Source organism: Geobacillus sp. FJAT-46040, from assembly GCF_002335725.1.
Taxonomy (GTDB): domain Bacteria; phylum Bacillota; class Bacilli; order Bacillales; family Anoxybacillaceae; genus Geobacillus; species Geobacillus thermoleovorans.
This window is the reverse complement of sequence record NZ_NISS01000001.1, coordinates 2,153,002-2,171,786: the sequence shown is the minus strand read 5'-3', so window position 1 is coordinate 2,171,786 and position 18,785 is coordinate 2,153,002. Positions and strand designations below refer to the sequence as shown.

Genomic DNA, 18,785 nt, shown 5'->3' with positions numbered 1-18,785 from the left:
TCTGCGACAGGGTTACGGACTGGAGGAGCATCCGTAAGTGTCATGACCCTTCCAACGTAGCCATTGAATGGCTGAGGGTAGTCAACTAGGGCTTGCCAAGCCCCCATTTCAAAAGCCGTTAGGCTTTAAGTGGTGGGTAGTTGACTTGTGAACGTTTTCAATCACTTGTGGCATTTGTCCGGCGTGGTGTGTTCGGTTTCCTTTTGCTTGTCATAGCATGGAAAGCAGTACAACGTCTCTGTTTCTCGGCTGACGACGCCGTTTAAAAACCCATGCAGACAATGGATCGGCTTGCCGCATTGCGCGCAAAAGCCAACAAGCTCTTCCAACCGCCATTTCTCCTTTCATGGGGATTGAACATGTTCACCTTCGGGCTGTGACGCTCGTCACTACCCCCCAAGGTTCAAGCGGTTATGATAAAGTATATAATTCATTATACTACAAAGGAGGCCAATGTTATGAACCAATTTGCCGCCAAAATCCACGCCCCGGACTATCCGCCGCGCGACCGCCATCCGGCAATTTTTCGGCTGTTTGACAGTTTGAAGCCGGGGGAAGTGATGGAGCTGACGAATGACCATGACCCGCGTCCGCTGCAATACCAATTCATGATGGAGCGTCCGGATCAGTTTACATGGGAGTACTTAGAGGAAGGGCCGGACGTATGGCGGGTGGCCATCGGCAAAAAATAAATCATCCGCTCCATTGGGATTTCCGTCTGCAGGCGGAAATCTTTTTTTTTCGCTGGTTGGTATGGTACGGTAAAAACAAACGATGGATGTCCGGAAAGGGGAAGCATGATGAAACAAACGATTGCCGGAGCGGTGCTCGCCGGCGGCCAGTCGCGCCGGTTTGGGCGGCCGAAGGCGTTTGCGTTGCACGAAGGAGCTCCGTTTTTCACTTGGTCCGTCGCGGCGCTGCGATCCGTCGCCGATGAATTGTACATCGTCAGCCACCCGTCGCTTATCGATGAATTCCGCCGGCAAACGGACATCCCGGTGCTGCTCGATGTGGAGCGCTGCCGCGGCTGTGGGCCGCTGGCCGGCCTTTACACCGTCATGGAACAGAGCCGAGCCGACTGGGTGTTCGTCCTGCCGTGCGACATGCCGTACATGCGGCGGGAAGTGGCGGAGCGGCTTGCTTCCTATATCGATCCGACGTTTGACGCCATCGTTCCACTCCATGGCGGCCGCCCAGAGCCATTGGTCGCTCTATACCATCGTCGGCTTCGTTCCGTGATCGCCGAGCTGCTTGACGCCGGCGAACGGCGGATGATCTCGCTTATTGACGGCGCCCGCGTCCGCTATGTTGACGCCCAACAGCTTGCCGCGGATGAAACTGTATGGCGCAATGTCAATACGGAGGGAGAGTACCGGTGAAGGGGGAATTGTGGCCGAAGGAGACACAGCATATACTTTTTTTCAATCAGAGGAGCCATCCTTGACCACGAAATGGTTCTTTTTCCCGGTTTTTCACCAAAAAATGCACTTGATGCAGGAAGACGCTCATGATACGCAAGTGAAAAATGATTTCGCCTGTACAATAGCCCTCTGTTGTGGCTTTGCTGTGGAGGTGATCGATATCACATAACGCGCCTGAATGTTGCGGTACAATGGAGGCCAAGGAGGGAATTGGATGCACGATTTCAATAAAAACCCGTTTATCGTCATTTGGGAGTTGACACGGGCGTGCCAACTCAAGTGCCTTCATTGCCGCGCTGAAGCGCAATACCATCGCGATCCGCGCGAGTTGACGTTTGAGGAAGGGAAAAAACTGATCGATGAGATTTACGAGATGGATCAGCCGATGCTCGTCTTTACGGGCGGCGATCCGCTCATGCGTCCGGATGTGTACGATTTAGCGAAATATGCGATCGATAAAGGGCTGCGCGTGTCAATGACGCCAAGCGCGACGCCGAACGTGACGAAAGAGGCGATCCGCAAAGCAAAAGAGGTCGGTCTGTCGCGCTGGGCGTTCAGCCTTGACGGGCCGAACGCCGAGATTCACGACCATTTCCGCGGCGTGAGCGGCTCGTTTGATTTGACGATCCGTGCGATTCAATACTTGCATGAGCTCGACATTCCCGTGCAAATCAACACCGTCATTTCGCGATACAACGTTCATGTGCTTGATGAAATGGCGGAATTGGTTGAGAAGCTGAAATGCGTCCTTTGGAGCGTCTTTTTCCTTGTGCCGACAGGCAGGGGGAAGGAGGAGGACATGATTTCCCCCATCGAGCATGAGCGGGTGTTCCGCTGGTTGTATGAAACGAGCAAGCGCGTTCCGTTTGACATTAAAACGACAGCCGGCCAGCATTACCGCCGCGTTGTGCTACAGGCGAAAATGCGCGAAGGAAAAGCGACAAAAGGCGGCATCCGTTACGAAGATGTGTTGAACCAAGGGTTGACCGGACAAGTCGACGGGCTCGGCCGCGCGCCGAAAGGAGTAAACGACGGCAACGGTTTCGTCTTTATTTCCCATATTGGCGACGTCTATCCGAGCGGGCTGCTGCCGGTCAAAGCCGGGAACGTCCGGGAAACGCCGCTGGCGGACATTTACCGACACTCGCCGATTTTCCAAGACTTGCGCAATCCGGACAAATATAAAGGAAAATGCGGCGTCTGCGAGTTCCGATATGTGTGCGGCGGCTCTCGTTCACGCGCTTACGCTGTAACGGGCGACTATTTGGAAAGCGAGCCGTATTGTGTTTACATTCCAAAGGCGCTGCGGACAAAAGAGCGAAGCCAACGGTAAGAGGGCGGTGAAAAACGGCCGCTTAAAATGACGGCGCTACGGCGTTCGTGAGACGGTTGCCCGGGCGCATGCGGCGGATGTTGGATGTGTGTTCAAAACATACGGGGGAGGAGCAGGCGCCCTTCCCCATTTTTGTTGAAAGATCATTCGTGGTTCAACTCGACTATAAAGGTCTCGGGCCCGGTCGGCGCCGCGCTTCCCCCTTTTGGTTCGAGGCTCGCTTTAATTTGCTTGAACTGTTTGACATCCTCGCCGGTGATCAAAATGCGCGCCGCTCCGTGGCGGATCGTCAACAGTTCCCCTTTGACCTCGTTGTTGGTGTAAATGATCCACAATTGATAATCGCGGGCCGCAAACGGCGGCAGCCCTTCAATTTCCATCAACATTTCCTTCGTATCGTCATTGAGCCAAATCGTGCCGTCCATCTGTTGAAAGAGCGCCGATGGCTCAATCGGAATTTGTTTCGTTTTGGGATTATGGATGATTCGCTCGATCGGAATGTCGGTATGTTGTTCGACAATCTGGTATCGATATGGCTCATCCGATCGGTCATGGGAAGCGGCTGGTCCGTCGCTGGGAGCGGAAAGGCGCAAGGTGAAAAGGAAAACGGCCAAAGCTGCACCGATCCACCCGCCTGCCATGCGGAGACCGCGCCGCATCCGCTTCGTTTGTTTTTGCGCTTCTGCTTGGGCCCAAATTCGCTCTTTATGAGAAAGGGGAGGTGCTTCATATTGGGCTTCCTCCTTAAGCCCGATGTTTTTCCACGCTTCAAGCAAGCGTTGGCATTCAAGGCACTGCTTTAGATGGTTGGACACGTCTTCTTTTTCTTGCTCTGGCAGCACGCCTAACAGCCAGTCCACGATTTTTGCTTCCGAAATATGGCTATGCTTCATGCTGTTCTTCACCTCTGCCAGCCCCCATCCAGTGGAACAGCTCTTTTTGTTTCCGCAAATTGCGCAAGCCGTAGCGGATGAGCGACTTGACGGAGCCTAACGGTTTGTTCATCGCGGCGGCGATTTCCCGCTGTGTTTCCCCATGAAAGTAAAAGTGAATGATGGCTTGCCGCTGCTCCTCGGGGAGATGGGTTAAAGCGTCTATGATGACTTGTTGTTCCAGTTGGCGGAGAAAATCAAATTCCGCCCCCTTTTCTGTTAAAGCTGCTTCCTCAAGGCGGCTCACTAAAAGGTCCCGTTTCTTGCGCAGGCGGTCGAGCGACCGGCTTTTCGTTTTCACGGCAAGAAAGGCTTGAACGCTTCCCCGTTTCGGGTCGAATTGATGCGGTTTTTGCAAGATTTCGAGAAACACATCGTGGCTGACATCTTCCGCCTCCACCTCGTCGCCGACGATCCGAAGAGCGATATGATAGACCATCGGAGCGTATTTTTCGTAAAAACGGTCAAAGGCGGCGCGCGAGCCTTCGGCGATCTTCTCGAGCAGTTCGAGGTCTTTCCGTCGGTCTTCCATCTTGCCCACCTCCCGACGCATGCTTGGAATGGTTGCTCTGCATCTATTCTACAACTGAATTTTTCTCCTGCAAAACAAATCCATTGATCCATTTCTGGCGTATACAGAAGTGAAAACAGAAGGAGGGAGTGAATGTCGTGCAAAGCAGGATCATCATGATGTTCGCCATGATCTTGACTCTCTTTTCGCTTCTTCTTCCGATCCGCCCGGCATCGGCGGCAAGCGGTGTTGTTCTCTTCACGCCATACACCGGGCTTTCCGTGACGCCGGGGGAAACAATCGACTATACGGTCAATGTCATCAACAACGGTTCCAACATTGAAAACGTCACCTTCTCGTTTGACCACCTGCCGAAAGGATGGTCGACTTCGATTACCGCTGAGGGGAGAACGATTGAGCAGCTGTCCGTCCGAGGCGGAAAAGAAGAAGAGGTCACGTTGGAAGTGACCGTGCCGCTGGATGTCGACAAGGGGGATTACCGCTTTTGGCTCGTCGCGAAAGGGGACAGTGGTTCATCGAAATTGCCGCTGCTTGTCCGCGTGACGGAACAAGGATCGTTTAAAACGGAACTGACGTCGGAACAAACGAACCTCGAGGGGCACGCGGATTCGAGCTTCACGTATGATGTCACGCTGAAAAATCGAACTGCCAAGACGCAAAATTACGCGTTAAGTTCGGCGGCGGAAAAAGGTTGGCAAGTCACGTTCAAATCGGAAGGCAATTCCGTTACGTCGGTGAAGCTCGAGCCGAATGAATCAAGAGACATTACCGTAGAGGTTAAACCGCCGGAAAATGTGAAAGCGGGCACGTACAAAATCCCGATCAAAGCGCAAACGAGCGATACGTCGGCTGAGCTGACGTTAGAAGCGGTCATTACGGGCACGTATGCGCTCAAACTGACGACGCCGTCAGGAAACTTAAGCACCGATGTGACGGCGGGGCATGAACGGGTGATCGATCTTGTTGTCAAAAACACCGGAAGCGCTCCACTTTTGAACATCAATATGACGGCTGACGCTCCGCCTGATTGGGAAGTGGAATTCGATCAAAGCACGATCGCCCAGCTGAACCCGGGCGATTCCAAAACAGTCAAGGCGAAAGTGAAAGCGTCGGATGAAGCGATCGCTGGGGATTATGTTGTCAACTTCCAGGCGCAAACGGCGGAAACGTCGGTGGAGGCGGCGTTCCGCGTCTCGGTCAAAACGTCGACCGTTTGGGGAGTGGTGGCGGTGTTGATCATTCTCGGGGTGGCCGGAGGGCTATACTATTTGATCAAAACATACGGGAGGAGGTAAGCATGGCAGCACCCGCTGTCATCGAGCTTGACAACTTGTGCAAAACGTATGGCGACCATCGGGCGGTTGACCATTTGTCGCTTTCCATTCAAAAAGGGGAAATTTTTGGGCTTCTTGGCCCGAACGGGGCCGGAAAGACGACGACGATTTTGATGATGCTCGGGCTCACCGAGCCGACGTCCGGCATGGTTAGGGTATGCGGGATCGATCCAGTGCGAAATCCCATTGACGTTAAACGGAAAGTCGGGTACTTGCCGGATGATGTCGGCTTTTACCATCACATGACAGGGTTGGAGAACTTGCTGTATACGGCGGCGTTAAACGGCATTCCTCGCGCCGAGGCGGAAAAGCGAGCGTGGGAGCTGCTCGAGAAGGTGAATTTGACCGATGCGGCCCATAAAAAAGCGGGGAAATACTCGCGGGGAATGAGGCAGCGGCTCGGCTTGGCCGATGTGTTGATGAAGCGCCCGGAAGTGATCATTTTGGATGAGCCGACGTTGGGCATCGACCCTGAGGGAGTGCGCGAGCTGCTTCGGCTGATCCGCGATTTGAGCCGTCATGAAGGCATCACGGTCCTGCTGTCCTCGCACCAATTGCACCATGTGCAGAAAATTTGCGACCGAGTCGGCTTGTTCGTGGGCGGTCGATTGTTGGCCGAAGGGAATATCGAACGCCTGGCGCAACAGCTGTTTTTGCAGGATGCCTATGTCATCCATGTGGTTGCTTCGCCGCTTGACGCTTCCTTACGGTCCAAAATCGAGGCGATTCCGGGCGTCAATAAAGTGGAGCAAACGGAAGATGGATGGGATGTGTATTGCCAAACGGATGTGAGCGCCGCCATCAGCCAGACGATCATCGAATCAGGATCTTCGCTGTTCCATCTCAGCCGGCGGGATTTTGGACTTGATGAGATTTATCACCGCTATTTTGAAGGGAGGGATGTACGTGAAGGCCAGTAAGGAAGAGCGATGGGCAAACGATGTTTTTTCATATGTGAAAAGATGGAGCGAACGGCTGAAGGTGGGTGCGCTTGATGAGAAGAAACGAGCAAGAGGGGCAAACAGCGCCTTTTCGGCCATTGTCAAAAAAGAACTGGCCGATTATTTGACGAGTTGGCGCATGATCATTTTAATCGCCCTCATCTTGCTTACTTGCTTCGGCTCGCTGTATACGGCGATGACGACAATCCGGGACGCGTTGGATTCCTCGGAAGAGGCCAAGGAAATCGCGAAAGGCGCCTACTTGTTTCTAAAATTATTCACCGTCTCGGACGGAACGTTGCCTTCGTTTCTGACGTTTGTCAGCTTTCTCGGGCCGCTGCTCGGCATCGCCCTTGGATTTGACGCCATCAATTCGGAGCGGAATCGGGGGACGTTAAGCCGGCTCATGGCCCAGCCGATTCCGCGCGATTATGTGATCAACGGCAAGTTTGTCGCTGCGCTGTTGTTGAATGCTGTTTTGTTTCTTTCGCTCGGCCTGCTCGTGATGGCGTTGGGCATTTTGGTCTTGGGGATTCCGCCTACTTTCGAAGAGTTTGCCCGCATGGTCTGCTTTTTGTTGTTATGTCTTGTGTATATCGCCTTTTGGCTGAATCTCGGCATTTTGTTTTCCGTCGTCTTCCGCCAGGCGGCGACATCCGCGTTGTCGTCGATGGCCGTTTGGCTGTTTTTCAATCTTTTCTACTCGATGATCGTGGAAGTGTTTGCGAAATCGTTTTTGCAGTCTGACGCCATTACGTCCGTCGAGCAGGCGGTCGGCCGTCAAGAGTTGGTGCTTGGTCTCATGAGATTGTCGCCGAGCTACTTGTTCAATGAATCAACAACCGCCTTGCTTTCGCCGGACGTCCGAACGCTAGGGATCGTCACGGTGGAGCAAACGGCCGGCGCTGTTGCGGCCCCCTTGCCGTTCTCGCAAAGTTTGCTGCTCATTTGGCCGCAGGCGACCGCGCTCATTGCCGCCACCCTCATCTGCTTTGCGATCGCGTATTGGTTGTTTATGAGGCAGGAGATACGGGCGAGTGGGTGAGAAAACAAGTTGTTTGCCGTAGACGGGGCGGAAGAGATGTGTGCGCCCAACAGCGTTTCTTATCGTTCGTATGTGAAAAACGTTCTGCCAAATCGTGTCCGTTCCTTTTGGGGACGGGCTTTTTCTTTTTTTGGATGTGACAAGACTGTGACAACGATTGTGGCAAAATGGTGACAACAGGCAAGAATGTGATCAACCTCACAAATCTGTTTCCTTCTCCTGCATATGATGGAAGTACAAACAACGTCACAAATTTTGAAAGTTTGGGAGGGGATTTTCATGAATAAACAAAAGGCGCTGCTGCCGATCACAACATTGGCCATGACGTTTTCATTCGCGGTTTGGGCCGTCTTTTCGCCGCTGGCGAGCACGTTTCAAGAAATGTACGGGCTGACATCGACGCAAAAAAGCATTTTAGTCGCCATTCCGGTGCTGCTCGGCTCGATCATGCGTTTGCCGCTTGGCATTTGGACGGACCGGATCGGCGGGCGCAGGCTGTTTTCGCTGCTGCTCCTGTTTTTAATCGTTCCGCTCATCGGCGCAGGGTTTGCGGATTCGTATGCGATGCTTCTGTTTTGGGCGTTTTTCATCGGTATGGCCGGGACGTCGTTCGCGATCTCGGTAACGTTCGTGTCGCGCTTGACTCCGCCGGAAAAGCAAGGAACAGCGCTCGGGATTAACGCGATGGGCAACTTCGGCACAGCGGTCGCCAGTTTTTCGGTTCCATCGATCGCTGCCGCTTTCGGCGTTTCGTGGGCGTTTTGGGGAATGATCATCCCCGTTGTCGTCATGCTTATTCTCGTTTGGTTTTTCACACCGGATATGCCGAAGCCAAAACAACAAAAAACGATGCGCGAATCGCTGTCGGTGTTGAAATACAAACATACGTGGACGTTGTCGCTGTTTTACTTCGTCACATTCGGAGCATTTGTCGCCTTTGGCATTTACTTGCCGTCGCTCCTTGTTGACTTGTATGGGTTGACGCCAGTGGATGCTGGGATGCGCGCGGCTGGGTTTACTGTACTCGCTACGCTTGCGCGGCCAGTCGGCGGCTATCTTGGCGATAAAATCGGAGCTGAACGGGTGTTGACGTTCGTCTACGCTGGAATGACAATCGGCGCCTTGACGATCGTATTTGGAATGGAAAACATTTGGGTGATGACAGCGGCTTGTTTGTTTGTGGCCGTGATGTCTGGGCTGGGCAACGGTGCGGTGTTCAAACTCGTGCCGCAGCTGTTCCCAGCCGAAACGGGCGCCGTCACCGGCCTTGTCGGCGCATGGGGCGGACTGGGCGGCTTTTTCCCGCCGATTTTAATGGGCATCATCAAAGATGTGACTGGTTCTTACGTGCTCGGGTTTATGCTTCTCAGCCTGTTTACCTTGATCTGCTTCTTATTGAATCGAATCGTCTTCGGCAAAAAAGCCGGCGAATCGGCGAAACGGTACGCATCGTAACCATCGAAAGAGGTCAAAAGTATCCGCTTTTGGCCTCTTTTTATTGTTCACTAGGCATGATGGACTGAAGGGGGGACTGATGACGATTCGGAAAACGAAATGCCCGTTTTCCGTTAGCCAACGTGGGCACGCTCTTTATCGTTTTTACAGTAGCGATAAACATATTGTTCAACGTTTCACAAACCCTTCAAATATGCGTGTTCCTTGGTGATACAAATCACTAGAGGGGAAGCCGAAATGGCGTACGCTGAAGGTGTAAACCGATTCCGTTAGAGGAGGAAAGAACGATGAACCGAAATGGATCCGCGTTGTTATCGATCGTGTTGGCGGCCTCGCTTTTAGCGGCGTGCAATAACGGGGGAGAGCAGGTGAAGGTGGAAAGCAAAAGTGAAACGGCCGCCACACAACAGCAGGCGACGAACGTTTTAGCAGCGCACAAAGGAGTGAATCAAGCGCCGGTGCCGCTGAAAATGGAGCGGATCGGACCGCATGACGTCCGCATCGAAATGACGGCGCAAATTACCGATATTGAAATTGACAAAGGAAAAATCTACAAAGCGTGGACGTTTAACGGCCAGGCGCCCGGGCCGCTCGTCGTTGTCAATGAAGGGGATACGATCCATTTTACGCTGAAAAATATGGACCCAGTCATCCCGCACAGCATGGACTTTCACGCTGTCCACGCTGCACCGTCAAAAGACTTTATTGACGTGATGCCGAACAAATCGGGAACGTTCACTTACCCCGCAAACAAACCGGGCGTGTTTATGTATCATTGCGGCACGAAGCCAGTCTTGCAACATATCGCCAACGGCATGCACGGCGTGATCATCGTCAAGCCGAAAAACGGTTATCCGACCGACAAGGAAGTGGATCGCGAATATGTGCTCATCCAAAATGAATGGTATAAATACAACGACATGAACGACTTCCAAAACGGCGTGCCAAGCTATGTCGTTTTCTCAGCGAAGGCGCTTAAACCTGGCGATCCGAATACGAACGGGGACACATTTACCCTTAAAGAAAAGCCGTTATTGGCGAAAGTCGGCGAGAAAATCCGCTTGTATGTCAACAACGTCGGTCCGAACGAGGTAAGCTCGTTTCACGTTGTCGGCACGGTCTTCGATGATGTGTACCTTGATGGCAACCCGAACAACCATTTGCAAGGAATGCAGACGGTGATGCTTCCGGCAAGCGGCGGTGCGGTCGTCGAATTTACCGTCACCCGCCCGGGAACGTATCCGATCGTCACTCACCAGTTTAATCATGCTCAAAAGGGAGCCGTCGCCATGCTGAAGGTGACCGAAACCGGCGAAGACGACGGCGCGGAAACGAGCGGACATTGATCGATCCTGTTCCGCAAACAGGATGGATGCCGCCCAAAGCCTTATATTTCTTAATTATAGAGAGATTGAGAAAAAATGAAGTGATGCACATCACTTTCCATCAAAAAAGCGTCCGCATTTGTTTGTTGGCGGGCGCTTTTTGCATAAGTCAACGGGTCAAAATGGCTTGATCGTTGCTTTGCCCGGGGGGAACGATCGGGTAGACGTTTTCTTCCTCAGCAATATTGAAATCAAGCAAGACTGCCCTGTTACCCGGTCGCTGAAGCGCACGCCGACACAAATCAATAGGTCACATTGGTGAACCGCCTTGTTGGCCGCATACGTTCCGTGCATTCCTACCATCCCTAAGTAGAGTGGGTTCGTTTGATCAAAAGCGCCGATTCCCATCAGCGAGCTGACGACGGGAATTTGGCTTTGCGTGGCCACTTCGCGCATCCACTCTGAGGCGCCGGAATGAATAACTCCGCCGCCGATAAACAAGACTGGCTTTTTGGCGTTTTCAATGGCGGTAATGGCCGCTTCAAGCGATTTTCTCGGGATGTTCTTCGGCTTCGGAAGGGCGGCTTTTTTCATCGGATATGCCCCCGCCGCTGCCGCAGCTCGTCAGCGATGCGCCGATTGGATTTCAAATTCATCCTATTTCGCGCAGGAGACTCCCACTTCAACGACCAAAGGGAGTAAGTGGGAGAGGAATGCGCGTTCCCCCTTTCTTTTGTGTATGATAGAATAAAGGCGTGGAGAAAACCGTTCAATAAAGGCACTCCAATCACGGCTACTCGATGTATGGAGTTGGTTACAGGAAACGTTGTAACCGTAAAACATCGAGCGTAGGTCCGTCTGTTGTGTGTGGAAGCCAAGTACTGCCAACAGACACACCGAGAGAATCGGTAACGATGCAGGCATGACCTGCGTCGTTGGGTAGTCGTCAACCTGCCCCCTGATGCAACCCCAAGTCAAGGAAGGAGGACGAAGTCCGTTTGCACTTCTGGGGAGTTGCAAGCCCCCACTTCAAGCGTTAGCGAAGTGGGGGTAGTTGACATTCTCTCCGCCTTGCTGTTATTCGGCGTTTGGCCGTTCACCCGCCTCGTGCATGTATGGAGCGTCCCGGTGACGTATTTAAACCGGCATTACGTCGTCTATCGCCGGATGCGGGCGAAAAAAATTTAGTGAAAGAGCGGGGGCTGTCCATAAAAGAGTTGCTTGGCAACTCCTTTATGACAGCCCGCTAAATTTCATTCAATGCAGCAAATATCTGGTGGGCAGTCCTCGCATTGGATTTCCGTTTTTAAATAGTTCAAGTCGTGGACGGTGATTCTCCCCCGCTTCATGGAAATAATTCCATCTTGCTTTAACGCATTGAGCATCCGATTGACGCTCTCGCGTGTCGTGCCGCAAAAGTTGGCTAAGTCTTGGTTTTTTAACGTCACATCAATGAAAATACTCCCATCTTCAAGCGGGACGCCATAGCTGTTGCATAGGCGAATGAGCGTCGAATAGAGCGCCCCTTTTTTGCCGTTCATCATCAAGTCGCGAAACTTCGTCTGCGTCCGCCGGGCATGCTTGCTCATCCAGCGCATATATTCAAGGGTAAGGGTGGGATTGATCAGCAACTGCTCTTCGAGTTCGTTTTTATTCATCACCGCTGCCTCGCCCGGTTCAATCACTTTGGCGGTCAATAAATAGCGCGGGTCGTTCGTAAACAGCGTCAGCTCGCCGACAATTTCCCCGCTTCCACAAATGCGGAAACACATTTCTTTTCCGTCCGGGCCAATTTTGCTTACTTGCACTTTACCGGAAAGAATCAAATACAGCTCATTGGCCGGCATCCCTTCTTGAAACAAAAACGAATGTTTGCGAAGCGGAATCACTTTTTTCGACGATTGCAGCCACGAGCGCAAGAGGGAAAAATCGCGTTTCTCCACTGGTTGGCTTTGCCGTTCCATGATTGACACCTCCATTTGTTCGGCTGCTTCTATTGTAAAAAACACCACAGTAAGGACAGAGTGAAAAAAATCACCGTTTGTCACTTTTTTTGTGCAGGTTGTCACAAATTTTTCTAACCCAGATTTCCCCTCCCATATGATACAATCAATGTGAGCAGTGTCACAGCGTTTGCCTGCTCGTTTTCGTATAGTAGGATGGAGATGGAACAAAGAGAGGCTGACCTATGACATCGTTTTGGTCACCGGTTTGGTTATCGATCAAAGTATCGCTCCTCGCCGGCTTGATTGTCGCGGTCTTAGGGACAGCGGCGGCGAAGCGGATGGCGCGCCGCCGGTTTCGCGGCAAGACGGTGGTGGAGACGGTGTTTATGTTGCCGCTCGTGTTGCCGCCGTCGGTCGTCGGTTTTTTGCTCGTCGTCTTGTTTGGCCGACATAGCCCCATCGGCCAGTGGATCGAGGCGTCGTTTCATACGACCGTACTGTTTACGCCCGGTGCCGCGGTGATGGCCGCCGTGGTCGTGTCATTCCCGCTCATGTATCAGGCGGCCAAAACCGGGCTCGAAGCGGTCGATCCAACCATTGAAGGGGCGGCGCGCATCGATGGGGCGAATGAGCGCCAAGTCTTTTGGCATATTTCGCTGCCGCTTGCCAGACACGCACTATTATCCGGAGCGGTGCTGTCGTTTGCCCGCAGCCTCGGGGAGTTTGGCGCAACACTCATGTTTGCCGGCAATATTCCAGGAAAAACGCAAACGATCCCGACCGCCGTCTATATGGCCATGGAATCGGGGCGAATGGAGTTAGCGTGGGCATGGGTGGCGGTCACGATCGGATTGTCATTCAGTTTATTGGTCTTTGCGACGAAACTCGGTCGTTTACGAGAATAAACAAAGCCGCCTGGCAACATCATGAGGCGAACGAAACAGAAAGGAGGGAGCGCGATGAGCGAGCGCAACCGAACGAACGTCATGGACCGCCTGTCCCGCCCGCTTCGCGACTTGCGGTTATCAGTGATCGACCAATGCAATTTTCGCTGCGTCTATTGCATGCCGGCCGAAGTGTTCGGGCCGAATTTTCGCTTTTTGGCGGAAGGCGAGCTGTTGACGGTCGAGGAAATGGCGCTTCTTTCGGAATGCTTTGTCGAGCTTGGCGTCGAAAAAATCCGCTTGACGGGCGGCGAACCGCTCTTAAGGCGCGATTTGGACGCGCTTGTTGCGCGGCTGTCTGCGATTCCCGGCCTGCGCGATATCGGCTTGACGACCAATGGCGTCCATTTAGTGAAATGGGCGCAGCGGCTGAAAGAAGCCGGGTTGAAGCGCGTCAACGTCAGCTTGGATGCGTTGGATGATGACATTTTCCGAAAAATGAACGGCATCGGCGTCGGCGTCACCCCGGTGTTAAAAGGCATCGAAGCCGCCCGGGCGGCGGGGCTCGGCGTCAAGGTGAACATGGTCGTCAAAAAAGGGTGGAACGACTCGCAAATCGTGCCGATGGCGGCCTATTTCAAAGAACAAGGCATTCCGCTCCGCCTCATTGAATTTATGGACGTCGGCACCACGAACGGCTGGGATTACTCCCATGTCGTGACGAAAAAAGAGATGTATGAACAAATCAACGCCATACATCCGCTCGAACCGGTTGAAAAAGCGTACTTCGGCGAAGTGGCGAGCCGCTACCGGTACGCGGGCACGAACGTAGAAGTCGGCTTTATCGCCTCGGTGACGGAAACGTTTTGCCGGAGCTGCACGAGGGCGCGCATTTCCGCCGATGGCAAGCTGTACACGTGTTTGTTTGCTTCTGAGGGCGTGTCGTTGAAAGACAAACTGCGCGCCGGCGCGGGGAAAGAAGAGCTGAAGGCGCTGATCGCCGCCATCTGGAGCGAGCGGACAGACCGCTATTCAGAAGAACGGACGGCAGAGACAGCGAAACAGCGCCCGAAAATTGAAATGTCGTATATTGGGGGATGAAGAAAAACGGGAGCGCTCTTTCCATAGAAGAAGCGATCCCGTTTTTGGTTTATGTTTTCGGAAGTGCGAATCGGCGTCTTTCTTCCTTTAAACCTTCACCGCCGCCAACACGCGCGGGAAGAGGATGTTGTTTTCCAAATGGATGTGGGTAAACAAATCGTCTTCAAGCGCGGCCAGCCGGTTGTAGACGAGGCGATACGTGCCGCACGCGTCTTCTGGCGGGGTGAAGTCGTTTGTGATTTCACGAATTTCTTTCATCAAATCACCGGCTGCGTCATGCTCATTGACCAGTTCGCGAACGGCCCGCTCGACCGCCTCCCGGTTCTCCGGCGATGGGTTGTCGGCAAATTGCAAAATGAGCGGGAACGCTCCCGTTTCCTCTTTAATGAGATGCTGCTCGAGTTCTGTTTTTAACTCATGAAACAGTTTATGCACGCGGGAAAGATGCGGATGGTGCATGCCGTGTACGCGCAATACTTTCGTGACATACGGGCTGAGCTGCGGCAGTTCCTCGTTCAAATAGCGGTGGTGCGTGTTGATGATATGATCGACCAAGTCGGCTAGCGGCGCTTCACTCCAATTTCCGGTCGGCTTGTTTTGCGCTTCCGCGTAAAGGGTGTTCAGCTCGCGAAGAAGCGCTTCGCCATCAAGTCCGAGCTCTTCGATCGCTTCTTTTAACGGACGCTGTCCGCCGCAGCAAAAATCGATGCGCCGCGCTTTAAACAAATCAGCTGCTTTCGGAAATTGAGTAACAATATCGCCAATCAATGATTGTTCAGTAAACCGCTGTTCCATTCATCATCCCTCCATTGATCCAATCGTTACAGCTTCAGCATACCGTGTTTTCCGCGAAGGTGTTGTGACGGATCTCACATACGTAAAAAAAAGTGGACATCGATCCATGTGATAAACGTCACAACAGCACGTTTCTTCTTTATCGTACAATGAAAAAAAGCAGACTTCTGCTGACTCTTTGCAGAGGCGGTGTCTGCTTTCGTGGATGAGAACGGACATGTTCAGCAGATAACATACAACGTGTTGACAACAGAAGCCAATCAAGAGAAGGAAAAGGGAAGACGGATATGTGGGCGTTGGTGAAGGGAAGGCAGTGGGAGGAGGAAAAAACAGAACTGGAGCGGCAACTCGCTGAGATGAAAGAAGAGCTCACGAGACAAAAGGAAGCCATTCATGAGACGGTGGCAGGATTGCTCGGGGAGTTGCAGGAAATCGTTCACCAGCATGAGGTGGTCAACGGGCAACACCATGTATTAGGCCAGCTGGTTGACCGAACGAAAGAAAAGGTTGATAATGTCAGTACGCTCAGCAAGTCATCATATGCGATTTCCGACCGTTTATGCGAACAAGGGAACGCATTGGTGGAGACGGCGGGTCAGATGGTCGCAGCCGCAAAAGAAGGTATCCGCATGTCGGAAGAAATGGAGCAGGCGATGGGGCGGCTCGGCAGTGAGATGGAAACGACATCGGCCGCGATGCATCGGTTGCGCGGCCGCTCGCAAGAAATTGAACAAATTGTGAAAGTGATCAAAGAAATCGCTGGCCAGACGAATTTGATCGCGTTAAACGCCTCGATCGAAGCCGCTCGCGCCGGGGAGCATGGCAAAGGGTTTTCCGTCGTCGCCGCTGAAGTGAGGAAATTGGCTGAGCATACGGCGGACAGCACGGAAACGATTCACCAGCTAACTGACGCTGTGCAGCAGGAAATCGAACGGTCGCTAGAGCAAACGGAAGCCATTTCATCTTTGATCGAAACGGTTGTCCAAATGAGCATCCATACAGCTCGCAAATGGTCGGCGATGATGGAGCTGATCGATCAAGTCGAAAATCGAGCCCAAGACGTGCTAAACTATATTCAGGAACAATACCGCTATGCGGATAAAGTGAGGAAAGAGCTCGAACAGTCCGCCGCTTTGTTTGGCGAAACGCGGGAGATGATTTTGCGGCATATTGCCGATGCGAGCGTCGTTGATGAAAAGTTGGCAGAAGGCATAAAACAGCTGCAACAATGGCAACAACGTTGAAAGAACGATATAGTTGCCGCCAGCCGTATGATCGAAAGGAGAGAGAGAGATGGTCGAAAGACGAACCCCGATTCCTGTATCGGAAGCGATTGATCGGGTGATGCGTTATGCCGGAGTGGGGGAAGAGGAAACAGTGCCGCTTCGCCAGTCGTATGGCCGCTATTTGGCCGAAGATTTGCGTGCTGACCATGATGTGCCGCCATTTGACCGCTCGCCGTATGACGGATTTGCCATTCGCGCCGCCGACTCGGAAGGAGCGGGACTTGACCATCCGGTCGAGTTTGAAGTCATTGAAACGATCGGCGCCGGGCAAGTGGCGAAGCAGCCCGTCGGCCCGTTTCAAGCGGTGCGCTTGATGACCGGGGCGCAAATTCCCCAAGGATGCGATGCGGTCGTCATGTTGGAGCTCGCCAAACAGTACGAGCGGGATGGAAAAACGTATATGGCCATTAAACGCCCGTTCCGCCCTGGCGACAACATTTCGTTTCAAGGGGAAGATGCGAAAAAAGGGCAGCCGCTTGTCGAAAAAGGAACGCGCATCAATCCCGGGGTGGCGGCGCTCTTGGCGACGTTTGGCTACGCCGAAGTGAAGGTGGCGAAAAAGCCGCGGATTGGCATTTTTGCGACTGGAAGCGAACTGCTCGACGTCTCTGAACCGCTTGTGCCGGGAAAAATCCGCAACAGCAACTCCTACATGATCGAGGCGCAGGTGTTCAAAAGCGGCGCCGAGCCGATTTATTTGGGCCAGCTCGCCGACGACCTCGATGCGTGTTTTCACACTGTGCGCCAGGCGCTCGATCAAGTGGACATGCTCATTACGACCGGCGGCGTCTCGGTCGGGGATTTCGATTATTTGCCCGCCATTTACAAGCGGCTCGGAGCGAACGTGTTGTTTAACAAAATCGCCATGCGCCCGGGGAGCGTGACGACCGTCGCCGAGATTGATGGCAAGCTGCTGTTCGGTCTATCCGGAAACCCGTCGGCGTGCTACGTCGGGTATGAGCTGTTCGTCCGCCCGGTCGTGCGCACGCGGCTGTTTTCGGCCAAGCCGTATTTGAAAAAAGCGAAAGCCACCCTTGGCGCCGATTTTCCGAAGCCGAACCCGTTCACCCGCTTCGTGCGCAGCCGGGTCGAGGCGGTTGACGGTCGGCTTGTCGTGAAGCCGGTCGGCATGGACAAGTCGAACATTGTCACCTCGCTTGCCTTTGCGAACGCCTTGATGGTGCTGCCGGGCGGAACGAGAGGGTTTGCGGTTGGCGATGAGGTGGAAGTGTGGCTTTTGGATGACGATGAGGGGTCAAGCGAATGAACGTCTGGCAAGTCGTCGGCTATAAACATAGCGGCAAAACGACGCTTATGGAAAAATGGGTGGCGGCCGCTGTCCGGGAAGGATGGCGCGTCGGGACGGTGAAGCACCACGGCCATGGCGGCGAGCCCGCGCGGCCGGAAGGCGTCGATTCCGTCCGCCATGAGCGGGCCGGGGCGATGGCAACGGCGGTGGAAGGGGACGGGCTTTTGCAGCTTCATCTCCGCCGCCCGTTGTGGCGGTTGGATGATGTGTTGGCGCTTTATGCGCCGCTTCGGCTCGATCTCGTGCTGGTCGAAGGCTATAAGCAGGCGCCCCATCCGAAAGTCGTGCTCGTCCGCACTTGGGAAGATTGGGCGTCGCTTCAGCACCTCGCCAACATCCGCGCCGTCATCGCCTGGGAACCGCTCGAAGGGCCGCTAGCGCACCCGGTGTTTTCGCTGGCTGATGAGGCCGCATATATCCCATGGTTGATGAATGAGGTGAGAAGAGGGACATGACGGAATCGTTGTTTGCCATCACGTCTGAACCGATTTCGGTCGAGGATGTGATGAAAAAAGTGATGCGTCCGGAAGCGGGGGCGGTCGCTGTCTTTGCCGGCACGGTGCGTGAATGGACGAACGGCAAGCGGACGCTCTTTTTGCAATATGAGGCGTACGTGTCGATGGCCGAGAAAATGCTCGCGCAAATCGGGGCGGAAATTGCGGAGAAATGGCCAGGGGCGAAAACCGCCATCACCCACCGGATCGGGCGGCTTAAGATCAGCGACATCGCCGTCGTCATCGCGGTTTCCTCGCCGCACCGCGCCGAAGCGTATGAGGCGAACCGCTATGCCATTGAGCGGATCAAGCAAATCGTGCCGATTTGGAAAAAAGAGCAATGGGAGGACGGAAGCGCCTGGGTGGGCGACCAGTTGGAAACAACGGCGTATCCGTCCGGAAAACCGGAGGTGAAAGAGGAATGATCCGTCTATTGTTTTTCGCCCATTTGGGCGAGCAAATCGGCGAGCGGGAAGTGATGTGGCCGCACGTTCCGGAAACGGTGAAACAACTGAAAGACGAAGTGGAAGAGCGCTACGGCATCTCGCTCGGGCGCGTCATGACCGCGGTCAACGAGGAGTACGCCCGCGACGAGTCGCCGCTTCACGCCGGCGACACGGTCGCCTTTATTCCACCGGTAAGCGGAGGATGA

Annotated in this window: 20 protein-coding genes and 2 pseudogenes; 16 read left to right on the top strand and 6 right to left on the bottom strand. The window is 53.6% G+C overall.

Annotation, left to right across the window (positions count from 1 at the left end; genetic code table 11):
- Positions 1-161: 161 nt before the first annotated feature.
- On the bottom strand, positions 162-329 hold the full coding sequence (locus CD000_RS18830; protein WP_021322324.1) for a hypothetical protein: 168 nt from the start codon (positions 327-329) through the stop codon (positions 162-164).
- 129 nt (positions 330-458) lie between these two features.
- Between CD000_RS18830 and CD000_RS11475 the strand changes: the two genes are divergently transcribed.
- The 3 genes from CD000_RS11475 to CD000_RS11460 all read left to right on the top strand — a co-directional run bounded on the left by CD000_RS11475 (position 459) and on the right by CD000_RS11460 (position 2,754).
- The gene (locus CD000_RS11475; RefSeq protein WP_013523134.1) at positions 459-692 is read left to right on the top strand and encodes a DUF2249 domain-containing protein; all 234 of its coding nucleotides are present in this window, start codon (positions 459-461) and stop codon (positions 690-692) included.
- A gap of 105 nt (positions 693-797) precedes the next feature.
- Positions 798-1,379 carry a molybdenum cofactor guanylyltransferase gene (locus CD000_RS11470; RefSeq protein ID WP_033007367.1) on the top strand — a complete coding sequence of 194 codons (582 nt, stop codon included), beginning with the start codon at positions 798-800 and terminating at the stop codon, positions 1,377-1,379.
- A 256-nt stretch (positions 1,380-1,635) separates the two neighbouring features.
- A complete protein-coding gene (locus tag CD000_RS11460; protein WP_014195094.1) occupies positions 1,636-2,754 on the top strand; it encodes a TIGR04053 family radical SAM/SPASM domain-containing protein in 1,119 nt (372 codons plus the stop codon).
- 143 nt (positions 2,755-2,897) lie between these two features.
- Here CD000_RS11460 and CD000_RS11455 read toward each other — a convergent pair whose 3' ends face one another.
- Complete coding sequence (locus CD000_RS11455; RefSeq protein ID WP_096225700.1) at positions 2,898-3,647, bottom strand: anti-sigma factor; 750 nt, start codon at positions 3,645-3,647, stop codon at positions 2,898-2,900.
- Entirely contained in the window at positions 3,637-4,218 is a 582-nt protein-coding gene (locus CD000_RS11450) for a sigma-70 family RNA polymerase sigma factor (RefSeq protein WP_023633802.1), read from the bottom strand. Before CD000_RS11450 ends, CD000_RS11455 begins: the two co-directional genes overlap by 11 nt.
- Before the next feature lie 128 nt (positions 4,219-4,346).
- Between CD000_RS11450 and CD000_RS11445 the strand changes: the two genes are divergently transcribed.
- The 5 genes from CD000_RS11445 (at position 4,347) to CD000_RS11425 (ending at position 10,339) form a co-directional block, all read left to right on the top strand.
- Positions 4,347-5,513, top strand: coding sequence for a COG1470 family protein (locus tag CD000_RS11445; RefSeq protein WP_096225699.1), 1,167 nt, complete (start codon positions 4,347-4,349; stop codon positions 5,511-5,513).
- A gap of 2 nt (positions 5,514-5,515) precedes the next feature.
- On the top strand, positions 5,516-6,472 hold the full coding sequence (locus CD000_RS11440) for an ABC transporter ATP-binding protein (RefSeq protein ID WP_023633803.1): 957 nt from the start codon (positions 5,516-5,518) through the stop codon (positions 6,470-6,472).
- On the top strand, positions 6,459-7,538 hold the full coding sequence (locus tag CD000_RS11435; RefSeq protein WP_023633804.1) for an ABC transporter permease: 1,080 nt from the start codon (positions 6,459-6,461) through the stop codon (positions 7,536-7,538). The genes CD000_RS11440 and CD000_RS11435 overlap by 14 nt, the downstream gene beginning before the upstream one ends.
- 279 nt (positions 7,539-7,817) lie before the next feature.
- Complete coding sequence (locus tag CD000_RS11430) at positions 7,818-8,993, top strand: MFS transporter (protein WP_033027961.1); 1,176 nt, start codon at positions 7,818-7,820, stop codon at positions 8,991-8,993.
- 287 nt (positions 8,994-9,280) lie between these two features.
- Positions 9,281-10,339: a multicopper oxidase domain-containing protein gene (locus CD000_RS11425; RefSeq protein ID WP_096225698.1), complete on the top strand. Its 1,059-nt coding sequence runs from the start codon at positions 9,281-9,283 to the stop codon at positions 10,337-10,339.
- A gap of 225 nt (positions 10,340-10,564) precedes the next feature.
- Here CD000_RS11425 and CD000_RS11420 read toward each other — a convergent pair.
- Positions 10,565-10,870, bottom strand: a pseudogene (locus CD000_RS11420) (acetolactate synthase large subunit); the annotation flags it as partial.
- A gap of 501 nt (positions 10,871-11,371) precedes the next feature.
- On the opposite strand from CD000_RS11420, the pseudogene CD000_RS11410 reads away from it, so the two are divergent.
- Positions 11,372-11,506 (top strand): annotated as a pseudogene (locus CD000_RS11410) (respiratory nitrate reductase subunit gamma); the annotation flags it as partial.
- A gap of 65 nt (positions 11,507-11,571) precedes the next feature.
- Here CD000_RS11410 and CD000_RS11405 read toward each other — a convergent pair.
- On the bottom strand, positions 11,572-12,282 hold the full coding sequence (locus tag CD000_RS11405; protein WP_033027965.1) for a Crp/Fnr family transcriptional regulator: 711 nt from the start codon (positions 12,280-12,282) through the stop codon (positions 11,572-11,574).
- Positions 12,283-12,506: 224 nt separating this feature from the next.
- Here CD000_RS11405 and modB point away from each other — a divergent pair, with 224 nt between their 5' ends.
- Both modB and moaA read left to right on the top strand, forming a co-directional pair.
- Positions 12,507-13,169: a molybdate ABC transporter permease subunit gene (gene modB, locus CD000_RS11400; RefSeq protein WP_047817904.1), complete on the top strand. Its 663-nt coding sequence runs from the start codon at positions 12,507-12,509 to the stop codon at positions 13,167-13,169.
- A gap of 54 nt (positions 13,170-13,223) precedes the next feature.
- Positions 13,224-14,249, top strand: a complete 1,026-nt coding sequence (moaA, locus tag CD000_RS11395) for a GTP 3',8-cyclase MoaA (RefSeq protein WP_096225697.1) — start codon at positions 13,224-13,226, stop codon at positions 14,247-14,249.
- Positions 14,250-14,336: 87 nt separating this feature from the next.
- Here moaA and ric read toward each other — a convergent pair whose 3' ends face one another.
- Positions 14,337-15,044 (bottom strand): iron-sulfur cluster repair di-iron protein, encoded by a 708-nt coding sequence (gene ric / locus CD000_RS11390; protein WP_096225696.1) that lies wholly within the window; start codon positions 15,042-15,044, stop codon positions 14,337-14,339.
- A 287-nt stretch (positions 15,045-15,331) separates the two neighbouring features.
- Here ric and CD000_RS11385 point away from each other — a divergent pair, with 287 nt between their 5' ends.
- The 5 genes from CD000_RS11385 to moaD are packed head-to-tail and all read left to right on the top strand — an operon-like array spanning position 15,332 to position 18,785.
- A complete protein-coding gene (locus CD000_RS11385) occupies positions 15,332-16,288 on the top strand; it encodes a methyl-accepting chemotaxis protein (RefSeq protein ID WP_020279769.1) in 957 nt (318 codons plus the stop codon).
- A gap of 49 nt (positions 16,289-16,337) precedes the next feature.
- Positions 16,338-17,597: a molybdopterin molybdotransferase MoeA gene (locus CD000_RS11380; protein ID WP_096225695.1), complete on the top strand. Its 1,260-nt coding sequence runs from the start codon at positions 16,338-16,340 to the stop codon at positions 17,595-17,597.
- Complete coding sequence (mobB, locus tag CD000_RS11375; RefSeq protein WP_096225694.1) at positions 17,594-18,094, top strand: molybdopterin-guanine dinucleotide biosynthesis protein B; 501 nt, start codon at positions 17,594-17,596, stop codon at positions 18,092-18,094. Before CD000_RS11380 ends, mobB begins: the two co-directional genes overlap by 4 nt.
- The gene (locus CD000_RS11370) at positions 18,091-18,558 is read left to right on the top strand and encodes a molybdenum cofactor biosynthesis protein MoaE (RefSeq protein ID WP_063330036.1); all 468 of its coding nucleotides are present in this window, start codon (positions 18,091-18,093) and stop codon (positions 18,556-18,558) included. Before mobB ends, CD000_RS11370 begins: the two co-directional genes overlap by 4 nt.
- The gene (gene moaD / locus CD000_RS11365; RefSeq protein ID WP_096225693.1) at positions 18,555-18,785 is read left to right on the top strand and encodes a molybdopterin converting factor subunit 1; all 231 of its coding nucleotides are present in this window, start codon (positions 18,555-18,557) and stop codon (positions 18,783-18,785) included. Before CD000_RS11370 ends, moaD begins: the two co-directional genes overlap by 4 nt.

What these genes read in the sequence shown, in the direction of transcription:
- CD000_RS11475 (WP_013523134.1), top strand. Translation starts at nt 459, where the DNA reads ATGAACCAATTTGCCGCCAAAATCCACGCCCCGGACTATCCGCCGCGC.
- CD000_RS11470 (WP_033007367.1), top strand. Translation starts at nt 798, where the DNA reads ATGATGAAACAAACGATTGCCGGAGCGGTGCTCGCCGGCGGCCAGTCG.
- CD000_RS11460 (WP_014195094.1), top strand. Translation starts at nt 1,636, where the DNA reads ATGCACGATTTCAATAAAAACCCGTTTATCGTCATTTGGGAGTTGACA.
- CD000_RS11455 (WP_096225700.1), bottom strand. Translation starts at nt 3,647, where the DNA reads ATGAAGCATAGCCATATTTCGGAAGCAAAAATCGTGGACTGGCTGTTA.
- CD000_RS11450 (WP_023633802.1), bottom strand. Translation starts at nt 4,218, where the DNA reads ATGGAAGACCGACGGAAAGACCTCGAACTGCTCGAGAAGATCGCCGAA.
- CD000_RS11440 (WP_023633803.1), top strand. Translation starts at nt 5,516, where the DNA reads ATGGCAGCACCCGCTGTCATCGAGCTTGACAACTTGTGCAAAACGTAT.
- CD000_RS11430 (WP_033027961.1), top strand. Translation starts at nt 7,818, where the DNA reads ATGAATAAACAAAAGGCGCTGCTGCCGATCACAACATTGGCCATGACG.
- CD000_RS11425 (WP_096225698.1), top strand. Translation starts at nt 9,281, where the DNA reads ATGAACCGAAATGGATCCGCGTTGTTATCGATCGTGTTGGCGGCCTCG.
- CD000_RS11405 (WP_033027965.1), bottom strand. Translation starts at nt 12,282, where the DNA reads ATGGAACGGCAAAGCCAACCAGTGGAGAAACGCGATTTTTCCCTCTTG.
- modB (WP_047817904.1), top strand. Translation starts at nt 12,507, where the DNA reads ATGACATCGTTTTGGTCACCGGTTTGGTTATCGATCAAAGTATCGCTC.
- moaA (WP_096225697.1), top strand. Translation starts at nt 13,224, where the DNA reads ATGAGCGAGCGCAACCGAACGAACGTCATGGACCGCCTGTCCCGCCCG.
- ric (WP_096225696.1), bottom strand. Translation starts at nt 15,044, where the DNA reads ATGGAACAGCGGTTTACTGAACAATCATTGATTGGCGATATTGTTACT.
- CD000_RS11385 (WP_020279769.1), top strand. Translation starts at nt 15,332, where the DNA reads ATGTGGGCGTTGGTGAAGGGAAGGCAGTGGGAGGAGGAAAAAACAGAA.
- CD000_RS11380 (WP_096225695.1), top strand. Translation starts at nt 16,338, where the DNA reads ATGGTCGAAAGACGAACCCCGATTCCTGTATCGGAAGCGATTGATCGG.
- mobB (WP_096225694.1), top strand. Translation starts at nt 17,594, where the DNA reads ATGAACGTCTGGCAAGTCGTCGGCTATAAACATAGCGGCAAAACGACG.
- CD000_RS11370 (WP_063330036.1), top strand. Translation starts at nt 18,091, where the DNA reads ATGACGGAATCGTTGTTTGCCATCACGTCTGAACCGATTTCGGTCGAG.
- moaD (WP_096225693.1), top strand. Translation starts at nt 18,555, where the DNA reads ATGATCCGTCTATTGTTTTTCGCCCATTTGGGCGAGCAAATCGGCGAG.